The 12,258-nt window shown below is 65.9% G+C and carries 9 protein-coding genes and 1 pseudogene; 7 read left to right on the top strand and 3 right to left on the bottom strand.

Features of this window, described 5'->3' with window-relative positions:
• From H293_RS0147790 to H293_RS0147780, 3 genes are all read left to right on the top strand, one after another.
• Positions 1–439, top strand: a 439-nt coding sequence (locus H293_RS0147790) for a MarR family winged helix-turn-helix transcriptional regulator (RefSeq protein ID WP_020124836.1), incomplete at its 5' end; no start/stop codon positions are given.
• A 986-nt stretch (positions 440–1,425) separates the two neighbouring features.
• On the top strand, positions 1,426–2,739 hold the full coding sequence (gene secY, locus H293_RS0147785; RefSeq protein WP_020124835.1) for a preprotein translocase subunit SecY: 1,314 nt from the start codon (positions 1,426–1,428) through the stop codon (positions 2,737–2,739).
• A 314-nt stretch (positions 2,740–3,053) separates the two neighbouring features.
• A complete protein-coding gene (locus tag H293_RS0147780; RefSeq protein ID WP_020124834.1) occupies positions 3,054–4,070 on the top strand; it encodes an NAD-dependent epimerase/dehydratase family protein in 1,017 nt (338 codons plus the stop codon).
• 427 nt (positions 4,071–4,497) lie between these two features.
• Here H293_RS0147780 and H293_RS62070 read toward each other — a convergent pair.
• Positions 4,498–5,044, bottom strand: a pseudogene (locus H293_RS62070) (transposase); the annotation flags it as partial.
• Positions 5,045–5,496: 452 nt separating this feature from the next.
• Positions 5,497–6,279 carry an SAM-dependent methyltransferase gene (locus H293_RS0147775; protein WP_020124833.1) on the bottom strand — a complete coding sequence of 261 codons (783 nt, stop codon included), beginning with the start codon at positions 6,277–6,279 and terminating at the stop codon, positions 5,497–5,499.
• Between the two features lie 390 nt (positions 6,280–6,669).
• Here H293_RS0147775 and H293_RS0147770 point away from each other — a divergent pair, with 390 nt between their 5' ends.
• The 4 genes from H293_RS0147770 (at position 6,670) to H293_RS0147755 (ending at position 11,310) form a co-directional block, all read left to right on the top strand.
• On the top strand, positions 6,670–7,167 hold the full coding sequence (locus H293_RS0147770; RefSeq protein ID WP_020124832.1) for a MarR family winged helix-turn-helix transcriptional regulator: 498 nt from the start codon (positions 6,670–6,672) through the stop codon (positions 7,165–7,167).
• 102 nt (positions 7,168–7,269) lie between these two features.
• Entirely contained in the window at positions 7,270–8,808 is a 1,539-nt protein-coding gene (locus tag H293_RS0147765) for an MDR family MFS transporter (protein WP_020124831.1), read from the top strand.
• 442 nt (positions 8,809–9,250) lie between these two features.
• Positions 9,251–10,627 (top strand): FAD-binding oxidoreductase, encoded by a 1,377-nt coding sequence (locus H293_RS0147760; RefSeq protein ID WP_020124830.1) that lies wholly within the window; start codon positions 9,251–9,253, stop codon positions 10,625–10,627.
• A gap of 170 nt (positions 10,628–10,797) precedes the next feature.
• Complete coding sequence (locus tag H293_RS0147755) at positions 10,798–11,310, top strand: chorismate mutase (protein WP_020124829.1); 513 nt, start codon at positions 10,798–10,800, stop codon at positions 11,308–11,310.
• A gap of 399 nt (positions 11,311–11,709) precedes the next feature.
• Here the strand turns inward: H293_RS0147755 and H293_RS52270 are convergent.
• Positions 11,710–12,258: TetR/AcrR family transcriptional regulator (locus tag H293_RS52270; RefSeq protein ID WP_020124828.1), on the bottom strand; the 549-nt coding region annotated here is incomplete at its 5' end.

Genomic DNA, 12,258 nt, shown 5'->3' with positions numbered 1-12,258 from the left:
ATTGAAAGGCATCACCATGACTGCCGTGACATTGCAGGATGTCGGACTGGCGGTAAAACGACTGCAGTGGCACCACCATCGCGCGGCGAACACCGGCTTGGGCGAGCTCGGCCTGTCCCTGCCGCAGTGGGATGTGCTGAGGCATCTGCACGCCCAACCGGACGCGTCCCTGCATGCGCTGGCGGTGCTGACGTTCCAGACGGACCAGTCGATAGGCACGCTGGCGGGCCGGATGATCGGCCGAGGGCTCATCGAGCGGGTCTCCGGGCCGGGTCGCGCCGTCCGACACCGCCTCACCGCGGAAGGAGAACGGCTACGACTCGAAGGGGCCAAGGTCGTCGAAGGCGTCATGCGGCACTCTCTCGGCGCGTTGACGCCAGACGAGCTGGCAACCTTGCACAGGCTGCTGCTCAAGGCGAACCCCGGGGACCCGGCGTAGGCGGTTCGGTTGGATCAGAAGGCAGGTGCTGGCGGTCGTTCCCGGTGACAGTCCGGGGCGATCAGACCCCGGCACGCTTCCACCGCATACGACCTGCGTCATCTGCGCAATGTGTGGGATCCGGTAGGCGTCGCTGACGATGTGCAGGACGCATACGACTGCATGCTCGCCCCTCTCCTCCAGCGGCTCGGTTCCGGCGCCAGCCGGACCGAGACCGGTAGTTTTCTGCGTCACGAGCTGGAAGATCACTTCAGCGTCGGTCCTGTGCGCTTGCGGCCAGAAGCAATGGCAAGCCGAGTGATGGCTGGTGGACGTCAGCCGCCCCGGCCGATGGCACGGCCAGCGCATGGCTCCTCCCTGTCGATCGTCCGGTCGTTGCTTTAGGTGGGCCGTTGACCGAGATGTAGAGGGCGCGGGTCGAGCCGCTGCTTCCGGGTCGGGTGCCGCAGCGCGGCGGCTGGTGGCGGCATCACCGGGAGGTAATCGACGCGATCGGCTTCAAGTAAGCGCCAGACCGGAACCCAGTGTGGGCATCTGCCGGGCCGGGGAGCGGGTATTCACCGCTCTGATAGCACAGGTCAACGCGGACGAGGACCCGAACTGGCCGTGCCGGTGGACAGGCCGTGATCAGCGAGACCGTAGCGAGACGCTGACGGCACTATCCGCTGTCGTGGCGCGTCGGCACATGCGCGACGCCAAAGCACCCAGCCGCAGAGTGCCTGCCGATCAATCACGACCGCAGCGGCTGCCGCCCGCCACGACAGCAGCGAGACAGATCGTTCGGTCTTGACAGGTGCACCCGTCAAGGCCGACGATGCTGCGTGATAGAACGTTTAGTCTTGCAGCGTACCGACGAGGCGGAGGACCCAAAGCCGAACAAGGACAGCTGTGACCACGCAGCACACATCCCGTCCCTTGCTTTGTCCTGTTCTGTAGAAAACCTGACCCTCACGACGGCACGTACTTGCAGGGTCGCCGGAGGCACCGTGATCGCCACATTCGCCCACGCAATCAAAACGCCCGACCTGCGCAAGAAGCTGCTTTTCACGCTCGGCATCATCGTGGTGTACCGGATAGGGACCCACGTCCCACTCCCGGGCGTCAACTACAGAGCTGTCCAGCAGTGCGTCGATGAGACTTCCGGCAGCCAGGGTCTACTCGGACTGGTCAACCTGTTCAGCGGCGGCGCTCTGCTTCAGATCACCATCTTCGCGCTGGGCGTCTTGCCTTACATCACCGCCAGCATCATCCTGCAGCTACTGACGGTCGTCATCCCGCGTCTGGAAGCCCTCAAGAAAGAGGGTCAGTCCGGCAATGCAAAGATCATTCAGTACACCCGCTACCTGACCGTGGCACTGGCGGTCCTGCAGGGCACCGGACTTGTGGCCACTGCCCGCAGCGGGGCCCTCTTCTCCGGTTGCACGGCCGCCGGCAATATCGTCCCGGATCAGGGGATCTTCACCACTGTCACGATGGTCATCTCCATGACCGCCGGCACCTGTGTAGTCATGTGGCTCGGTGAACTGATCACCGATCGCGGCATCGGCAACGGCATGTCGATCCTGATGTTCATCTCGATCGCCGCCACGACCCCGTCCGCCCTGTGGGCGATCAAGAAGCAGGGCACCCTGGCCGGCGGTTGGATCGAGTTCGGCGGTGTCATTCTGGTCGGCCTGGTCCTGGTCGCGCTGGTGGTGTTCGTGGAACAGGCCCAACGCCGCATCCCCGTTCAGTACGCCAAGCGCATGGTCGGCCGCCGTTCCTATGGCGGCACGTCGACTTACATACCGCTGAAGCTGAACCTGGCAGGCGTCATCCCCGTCATCTTCGCTTCCTCGCTCCTCTACATCCCAGCCCTGGTCGCGCAGTTCTCCGACGGCAACTCGGGGTGGAAGACGTGGATCACTCAGAATCTCACCAAGAGTGACCACCCGATCTACATCACCGCGTACTCCGTGCTCATCGTGTTCTTCGCATTCTTCTATGTCACGATCACCTTCAACCCCGACGAGGTCGCGGACAACATGAAGCGGTACGGAGGGTTCATCCCGGGCATCAGAGCCGGACGGCCGACCGCCGAATATCTGCGCTACACACTCAATCGGCTCACTTGGCCAGGCGCCCTGTATCTGGGACTGATCGCTCTCGTCCCCACCATCGCGCTGGCCACCAGTGGCACAAGTCAGAACTTCCCGTTCGGCGGGACCAGCCTTCTGATCATCGTCGGCGTGGGCCTGGACACGGTGAGACAGATCGAGAGCCAGCTTCAGCAGCGCCACTACGAAGGCTTCCTTCGCTGAGTGGGCCGGCGCCGAGAACACGGCTTGCGCCAACCTCCCTGTGCCGTAGGCACCTTGACGGAACAGCCTTGAGTCGAACAGCCGTGGCGTGGCGTCCGAAGCCCCCGTCGTGCGTCCCCAAGTAGACGAAGTGCTGGCCATCGGCCCGCCACCAACGCCGTGCCTGCCCTGATTGAACCCTTTCTCAGCGCAGCGCACGGCCCGGGTCTCCGCCCACGCTCGCGCATACGCTCCCACTCGTCCGAGCCGCCAGGCGTGGCCCTACAACAAGGGTTCTAGGCCCGCACAGCGCAATTGACCACAAGGAGTTCTTGATGCGCGTCTTCCTCACCGGCGGGAGCGGCTTCGTCGGCCAGCACCTGATACGCCAACTGCGCGCTGCGGGCCACACAGTTGTCGCGCTCGCCCGCTCCAGCACGAGCGCGGACAAGGTGATCGACGCCGGAGCCGAGTCAGTGCTGGGCGATCTGGCCGACCTCGTCCAGCCGGACGGCTCACCCGCTGCGCCGGCCTGGCTGCAAACCATGCAGCAGGTTGACGCCGTCGTGCACGCGGCAGCCAGGATGGAGTTCTGGGGCGACGAGGCGGGTTTCCGTACCGACAATCACCACCCGACGGTCGCCCTGCACGCAGCCGCGGTCAAGGCGAAGGTGCCTCGGTTCGTGCTTCTCAGCGCTGCGGGTGTGTCCACCGGTACCCAGCGTGCCACCGTGGTCGACGAGAACACCGATGAGGGCACCCCCATCACGGCCTACTTCCGCGCCAAGTTGGCTACTGAGGACGCCTTGCGCGGCGCCGCGTCACAAGGAACGACCCTCGTGATCCTGCGCCCACCCCTCGTATGGGGTCCGGGCATGAAGATCGCCGAAACGGCCGCAGACGCCGCCAAGGGACGTTTCCTGTGGCTCGACTCAGGCCGCCACCTCGTGGACTTCATCCATGTCCACAATCTCGCTGACGTCGTCCTGCTGGCTCTCACCGAAGGCCACCACGGCGTGCCCTACTACGTCACCGACGGGTCCCCCATGTCGATCCGCGACTTCTTCACCGGGCTGCTGGCCACCCAGGGCGTCGACGTCTCCGCCAGCCGCAGCGTTCCCCTGGCCGTGGCCGCGCCGCTCGCTGCTCTCATGGACGGAGGGGCACGACTGCTTCGTAGGACCACTCCCCCACCGCTCACCAAGTGGCTGGTCGCACTGTTGGGCCGCGACCGCGTCTACGACATCAGCGCGGCCCGCACCGACCTCGGTTACCGACCGCGCGGCAACTTCGATGAAGGCCTGCGGGAGATGGCGAACCTCGCCGGTCACTCCCACGCCGACGCGGCGTAGGGCGATGGATCACAGCTTTCGGTGCAGATGACCGCACCCAACGACCGGTCGCCGGCAATCAGGCGCAGTCGGTGTCCGGCATTCGCAGCAGCGGCCTTGTCCTCAGGATGCGGGCGGAGGCATTTGATCAGTGTGCACGCCGATGTGAGGCATGCCCGCTGCGATTGGCCATGTTGGTAACGAGCTGTACACCCGAGCGACCGTTCCTTCGGCGGCTTGTCGGTGGATTCCCATGCTCGGTGTCCGCTTGGACGGAACCAAGGAGCTCATCGCTCTCGCTGAGGGCCTGCGCGAGAGCACCGCGTGTGCTCCCGGCGGCACGGCACCAAAGGTGCTGATTCACAATACCCGCAACGAGCAGAGATCACCGCCGTCGAGTCGGAGGGCCTCACTCACAACTCTTGACCATTGCTCCACCGTTCTGGCCTAGGTCCAGGACACACGAGTGGGCCTGTCCGAGGCGGACCTTGGGGTGCACGCCGTCGGCCCGCACGTAGACGTAGTCCCGGTCGGACAGGTCCCGGGTCTGCAAGGCGTCGTGGTCGTCGCTCCACTGCTTGGTCAGCGGGGCCGCGGTGGCCGGCGACAGGCCGGCGCTGCCGCAGCGGACTGCTCCAGCGCACGAAGTCCCCGGACGACGGACCGTGCAGGTAGAGCAGAGGCAGCACCTCGGAGATCTTCGGCAACTTGCGCACCACGGCGCCAGGATCTACGAGGAGATCCGCTTGCGCTCGCCGGTCGTCTTGTCCACGCGCCGGTCGTTGACCCGGGGCCCTGACCTCGACCGGCCCGGCCTCGGTGACCACCGACCGCGGCCGGTGGTGGCCGTTGCGGACCACCATGCGTCGTCCGGACTCGTCCTTCTCCTCAGCCAACTCGGCTATGTACTGGTTTACTTCCGCCTCCAGCGCGGCTGCCAGCAAGCTCCGGGCCCCCTCGCGCACGGTCTCGTCGATCAGGGAGCCGGACTGGATGGATCCATCGTCGGTGACTGCGCTGGCACGAGCGTGTCTTCCCGACCCGAGCCGCGAACGCGGGCCTACTCGGTGACCATCTCAGGATCATCCGGGAAGGTACGCCCTCCGCGTTCCGCCCCGGGGCTGAGCCACAGTCTCGAGCATTGCTCGGAACCGTGGAACCGCCCGCCTTCGATGATGATCGCAGGATCTACCGGGCTCGCATCTGACGCCCGTGGTCCTGGCTGTAGCCGCGGTCGGCGAGTACTTCGGGCCATGGTCGGGGCCGGCTCACGTCCCCGGCCATGGCCGGTACCTGGTCCACCAGCCTCAGCAGTCGCGGGACATCGTTGGGGTTGCCACCAAGTCAGCGACACCGCGAGCGCAATGTCTTGCCTCGGTCAGAACGTGGTGCTTGGCGTGCATGGCCGACCGGATGGGACCGCAGAGGGCCGCGTCGGGCCGCCCCGTCAGGGAATCCTGGCAACCCCGACATGAAGCCCGCTTCGCTCCTGGATCGGCGCAGGATCTTCCTGGTACCACTCTGTGGCGTACACCAGCCCGGGCGCGACGAGTTCGAGTCCCTCGAAGAAAGGCTCGACCTCACTGCGAGTCCGCAACCGGAGTGGAATGGCACCCTGTTCGTACGCGGCCTCGATCTTCCCCTTCCACTCCGGATGCTGATCAGTTGTTCCGTGCGACAGAAGCAGGTAGCTGCCCGCAGGAAGTGCCTTCACCAGTGTGCCCACGATGCCGTAGGGGTCTTCCTCGTCGGGCAGGAAGTGAAGGAGTGCGAGCAGTGAAAGAGCTACGGGGCGTTCGAAGTCGAGTTGCGCACCGGCGCGTTCCAGCAGATCTGCGGGCTCGCGCACATCCGCATGGAGGAAGTCGGTGCTCCCCTCCGGGGTACTGGTCAAAAGCGCCTGCGCGTGAGGCAGGACACTTGGATCGCTGTCGGCGTAGACGATCCGTGCAGCGGGCGCGATCGCCTGCACGACCTGATGCAGGTTGGGCCCGGTCGGAATGCCGGAACCGATGTCGAGGAACTGATCGACACCGTTCTTCGCCAGCCAGGCGACGGCCCGGTGCATGAACGCCCGGTTCCTGGCCGCGTTGCCTCGCGTTTCCGGGGGCAGCGCCTGTCCGATCTCTCGGTCGACGGGATAGTTGTTCTCGCCGCCCAGCAGCCAGTCATACACCCGTGCGGGATGGGGCTTGCTGGTGTCGACATTGAAACGGGCAACGGGTTCCATTGGACAACGCTCTCTCTTACGGGACCTCTCGTACGGCAGCCGAGGCCCTGACCCGCTCTTTCGCAGGCGGATTTGCATGTTCGGGTTGCCATCCCCGACAGGCCTCCGCCAGTCGGTCGGGCCGAGCGCGGCAGTCGCGCGGATGGTGAACGGAGTTCGTCCCACGCGTGGAGCCGGCCGTGAGCCTCACATGGGAGATCGTTCGGTCTTCAGCTTAGGTGACGCGCCCCATCTGTCAAGACCGAACGTTCTACCTCATTATCTGCTAGCGTGGCAGGTACGTATCGGCGATCGCACTCCGATCGACGTGCCGACCGCGCTGCTCATCCATGAACCCCACGCACCCCCGCGACCATATAGTTGCCCAAAGCAATAATACGGAGATGCCACGTGGCCACGACTGCCTTGCATGAAGAGCTGGCGCACCAGCTCACGGCCATCGCCGGCGTGCGGCGCGAACTCGGCCGGATCGTTCCGCCTGACTGCTCCGCAGGGTGTGCCACGACCCTGGCCGTGCTCAGCCGCCACGGCGCTGTCAATATCGGCCGGCTCACCGAACTGCTCGGCATCGACATGTCGGTCACCAGCCGCTACATCGCTCAACTCACCATGCTGAACTGGGTCGACCGCAGGCCTGACCCGGCCGACAGGCGCTCACGCATCCTGCGCCTCACCTCTGAGGGCCGCGCCCGGCTCGCCGAACTCTCCGAGCGTCGCGCTGCAGAGCTCGCTGCGCGGATGGGCGACTGGAGCGAAGAGGACATACGCCAACTGGTTGCTCTGCTGTCCCGACTCCACGTCGCCTTCGACACTGCCTCCCGAGCTGGACCGCGCCCGTATGCCGGACAGGTCGGTGACGCCCATCCCGCCGACGCCCCCGCTGCATGACTCCCATCGCTTCGGACAAAGGAACCGCACCCCATGCCCACCACGCCTAGCAGAAGTACGGAGTCACCCGTCCTCCACGAGCATGACGGCGGAGGGGCAGCGATGACCCACGCGCAAATCATGCGCGCCCTCTCCGGATTGCTTCTCGGCCTGTTCTGCGCCATCTTGTCCTCGACCGTCGTCACCAACGCGCTACCGCGGATCATCGGCGACCTCGGCGGCGGTCAGAGTGCCTACACCTGGGTCGTCACCTCGTCGCTCCTCACGGTCACCGCCTCGACGCCCCTGTGGGGCAAGCTCTCCGACCTTTTCAGCAAGAAGATCCTGGTCCAGTCGGCGCTGGTCATCTTTGTCCTCGGCTCTTTGATCGCCGGTTTCGCGCCGAACCCGGCCACGCTGATCGCCGCGCGCGTCATCCAAGGGGTGGGCGGAGGTGGCCTGTCGGCACTGGGACAGGTCGTGTTGGCCGCGATGATCTCCCCTCGTGAACGAGGTCGCTATTCGGGCTACCTGGGCGCGACCTTCGCCGTCGCCACCGTCGGGGGTCCGCTGCTCGGCGGCGTCATCACCGACACCAGCTGGCTTGGCTGGCGCTGGTGCCTGTTCGTCGGAATCCCCTTCGCGATCGTCGCGCTGATCGTGCTGCAGCGCACGCTGAACCTGCCGCTGACCAAGCGCCACGTCAAGGTGGACTGGGCTGGAGCGTTCTTCGTCACGGCCGCCGTCAGCACGCTGCTGGTCTGGGTCACCTTCGCCGACGACAAGTACGACTGGCTGTCCTGGCAGACCTACACGCTGGTCGGCATCTCTCTCGTCCTGACACTGATCTTCCTGTACATCGAGACGAAGGTCAGCGAACCGATCATCCCCCTGCGCCTGTTCCGTAATCCGACGATTGCCCTGGCTTCCGTAGCCTCCCTGTTCGTCGGCATTGCCCTGTTCGCCGGCACCGTCTTCTTCAGCCAGTATTTCCAGCTGGCGCGTGGTGCGTCTCCCACGATGTCGGGAGTGATGACGATTCCGCTCATCGGCGGCCTGTTCATCTCCTCGACCGTCTCAGGACGCGTCATCACCCGCACCGGCAAGTGGAAGGGATGGCTGGTGGCCGGCGGCATCCTGCTCACCGCGGGTCTGGGCCTGCTGGGGATGCTCCGCTACGACACCCCGTACCTGTACACAGCAAGCTGCATGGCTCTGATCGGGCTCGGGGTGGGCATGACGCTCCAGAACCTTGTCCTGTGCACCCAGAATCAGGTGTCCTCTCATGACCTTGGTGCCGCGTCCTCCACTGTGACCTTCTTCCGCTCACTCGGCGGCGCGGTGGGCGTCTCGGTTCTCGGCTCGATCCTCTCCAGCCGTATCGGCCGGCACGCCCTGGAGACGATCGGCACGCTCAGCCCTGAGGACCAGGCCACCGCCGCGAAGGCTTCCGGCAGCGGCCAACTCCCCGACCTCGCAGCGCTGCCCGTGCCGGTCCGTACCTGGCTCGAGGGCGCCTACGGTCAGGCCATTGGCGACATCTTCCTGTACGTCGCCCCGGTCGCCTTGATCGCTTTCCTGGTCACTCTGTTCATCAAGGAGGTCCCGCTGCGTGCCTCCAACGGCCTGAGCCAAGACGCACAGAAAGAGCGGGCGTCCTGATTGCCTCTGGGCCCGGGAGAGATCACTGCGGCCACTGCCGCCAAGCCGCGTGCACAGTACGGGGAACGCCGCGCCGCGCATTCCATGTAGAACGTTCTGTCTTGACATCGTCAACCAAACACTGAGAACCTGATCAAGGCAGAACGTTCGTTCCTTTCGGGTGCGACGTCCGGTCGAGACGGGCTACCCCTTTCCACGGCCTGGATACGGTCCATCGGCTGCGAACACGATTTGCGGCCGCAGTTCTGGACGACCCACAACCCATCGTCCAGAACGCACCTGGAAGCCGGCCCCCACGTGATCGTCACCTGGCCCGGCAGCGCCACCTTCACAGGGTGTTCCAGGTAGCCCCCCCGCCCGCGGCAAACGGTGAACGGCGCCATCCGGAACTACCGAAAAGACGCAACTGCCCACTCCAAGCGAGAAAATCGACGAGGTTGCCATGTCACCCCCCACCCCCACCCCGATCACCCGCGTCACCGACACGCTGCACAGGACCGCCCGGACGGGATCAGTCGCTACCACGGGGCCGGCCTACAACGCCGCGACAAGCATTTGGAACGGCGCCGTCTCCACCCGCCCCGGAGCCATCATCCGGTGTGCCGACCCGGCCGACGTCCAAGCCGCTGTACTGGCCGCGCGGGAGAACGGGGTGCCTCTCACGGTGCGCGGCGGCGGCCACGACTGGGCCGGCAGGTCGCTGAGCGACGGTGGCCTGACCATCGACCTTTCCGGCATGCGATCGGTGTCGGTCGACCCCGTGGCGGAGGTCGCGCACGTGTCGGGAGGGGCTACGGTCGCCGATGTCGTGGCCGCTGCACACCCCTTTGGTCTGACCGCTGCGACTGGCTCCGCGGGCTCGGTCGGAATGGCAGGCCTGACCCTCGGCGGAGGCTACGGACTGCTGAGCGGTCGCTTCGGACTCGCCCTGGACAATCTGCTGTCCGCGGACGTGGTGCTGGCCGACGGTTCGATCGTCACCGTCGACTCCGATCGGGAACCGGACCTGTTCTGGGCACTGCGCGGCGGTGGCGGCAACTTCGGTGTCGTCACCGCGATGCGCGTGCGCCTGCACCGTGTGTCCACGCTGCTGTCCGGCATGATGCTGTTTCCGTGGGAGCAGGTCACAAGCGTGCTGGCCGGGCTGTCGGACGTTCTGGTCGAGAGCCCGGACGAGCTGACCGTGCAGTCCGGTGTCCTGCCCGGCCCCGACGGAAAGCCCATGGTGTTCCTTTCGCCGACATGGTGCGGCGATGACACCGCTGCTGGGGAACGCACGCTGGCGCGGCTCGACTCGCTTGGGACAGCCGTCGTCTCCCAGATCGCCCCCACCACCACCCCCGAGATGCTCGCGGGCGTCGACGCGCTGTTCCCGTTCGGACGGCACGTCGAGATCCGTCAACGCTCGGTGCCCTCCCTCACCCCAGGCGTGCGCGACGCGCTGGCCCTCGCCGGGTCCACACTCACCTCGCCCTACTCGGCCGTATCTGCGCACAGCCTGCATGGGGCCGCAGCGCGCGTCCCTGTGGAGGACACGGCGTTCGGCGTCCGTACCCCACATCTGATGATCGAGATCATCGCTCTCTGGGATCCTGACGACAGTCGTGCAGCAGAGCACCGCGCCTGGGCCGACACGGTGGGCAGCGCCTTCGCGCCCGACGCACTGCCGGGCGGATACCCCAACCTGCTCGGACCTGATGAAGCGTCACAGATTGCCCATGCGTATGGTCCGAACACCGCGCGGCTGCTCGCTGTGAAACGCCGCTTCGATCCGCATCACGTCTTCAGCGCGACCCCGCTGCCGGACCCGGCGTCATGAGTCACGCAACCACCCTTTGCGACTATCAAGAACGAGACAAACCATTGAATCTGCGAAATCGGACGACTCAGGGCGTGGCTACCATCGGACTGCTCCTCGCTACGACAGTGCTGGCCGCTCCCCAGGCCATGGCAGCAAGTAAGGGCCCGAGCTCCGCCCCTGTGAACAGTGTGGCGTCCAAGCCGCTTGGTCAGCTCGGCCCCCTGACCGCCCTTGTCATCGAGCGTCTGCTGGTGAGCGACGATGTAGCGGCGTCCAAGTTCGGCACGGCCTCACCCATCGAAGACCCGGTTCGTGAGGCTCAGGTGCTCGAGCAGGTTCGCCAGCAGGCCGAGGCTGTCGGAGTGAACTCGCAGGCGGCCGTGGCGATTTTCCGCGATCAGATCACCGCGAGCAAGGAAGTGCAGCGTGGGCTGTTCGCCCGCTGGACCGCGCACCCGGACGAAGCACCTACGACGCGGCCCGATCTCAGTCAGATCCGGGCCCGACTCGACCAGCTGACGACGGCCTTGCTCGCGGAACTCAAGGACACGGAGTCCCTGCGCAACAGGCCGGTCACCTGCTCGGTGCAGCTTGCCCTGGCCGAAGTATCAGGGGCAGCGCAGGAGCGCCTGGACACGCTCCACCGTCAGGCGCTCAGGACAGCGACGGACTCGGTGTGCCGACCGGGCCAACTGGGCTAGCAGCAGAGCTGACCATTCCTCGAAGATACAGCTCAGCGGACCAGCCCCGTTAGGCCTCCCCCGGGGCAGCCAGGTCATCTCAAGCAGCTTGATCGAGTTCTTCGTGCCGGGCCGGCGCGGCACGAAGACCTTCAAGACCTGACACAGGCCACCCGCTTATGGCATTTCTGCACCCCTCGCGGCAGCCTGGCCTTCGGCCAACTTGCGCGCGACGTACGTCGTTTCACCGACACGGCGTCGCATCCGGAAAAGGGTGGCCGTGTGCATCGCCCGGCTGCTCAGCCGGGCGATGCTGCATTTGAGACGGCGTCAATTGATCAGCCCGGTGGCGTGGCAGCCACCGGGCTTTTGGGTGCCGGAGCGACTTGCCATGCCGACACCATTGAGGGCTTCAGGCGGTCAGGGCTGTAGTGCGGGGGCGGCTGTGTTCTGGGCGAGTTCGGGGATGGTGCGGGCTTTGAGGATGCCTTCGACGCCGTGGAGGAAGGTGTCGGAGATGAGTTTGGGGTCGAAGAGGCAGCCGGCTGCCATGGCGCCGTCGCGGAGCATGACGAAGTGACGCCCGGCAGCCTCGGCCGTTGTCTCGCTGCTCTGTGCCAGCAGGTCGGTGACGGTGGTCAGGAACCATTGCCGGTGGGCCAGGACGGCCTGGTGGATCGGGTGGGCGGGATCGGAGTACTCGGCCGCCGCGTTGAGGAAGGCACAGCCGCGAAAGCCGGGTGACTGGATGCCGTCGGTGATGGTCCTGGCCACGGCCCGGACCTGATCGTATGGTGACGGGCTGCTGGCCTGCGCGGCCGCCACCCGCCCCCGGATGCCCTGGTCGGCCTGCGCGAGGTAGGCCAGGATGAGGTCTTCCTTGCTCGCGAAGTGCCGGTACAACGTGGCCCGGGTCACCTGCGCCTCTGCCACGATCCGGTCGATACCGACGGAATGGATCCCCTCGGC

Source organism: Streptomyces canus 299MFChir4.1 (assembly GCF_000383615.1).
GTDB classification, from domain to species: Bacteria; Actinomycetota; Actinomycetes; order Streptomycetales; family Streptomycetaceae; genus Streptomyces; species Streptomyces canus_C.
Note: the sequence above shows the minus strand (reverse complement) of the source record. Positions and strands in the feature narration are given on the sequence as shown.

Bases quoted from the DNA above. Each gene is read 5' to 3' on its own strand.
- H293_RS0147780 (WP_020124834.1), top strand. From the start codon at position 3,054: ATGCGCGTCTTCCTCACCGGCGGGAGCGGCTTCGTCGGCCAGCACCTG.
- H293_RS0147775 (WP_020124833.1), bottom strand. From the start codon at position 6,279: ATGGAACCCGTTGCCCGTTTCAATGTCGACACCAGCAAGCCCCATCCC.
- H293_RS0147765 (WP_020124831.1), top strand. From the start codon at position 7,270: ATGACCCACGCGCAAATCATGCGCGCCCTCTCCGGATTGCTTCTCGGC.
- H293_RS0147760 (WP_020124830.1), top strand. From the start codon at position 9,251: ATGTCACCCCCCACCCCCACCCCGATCACCCGCGTCACCGACACGCTG.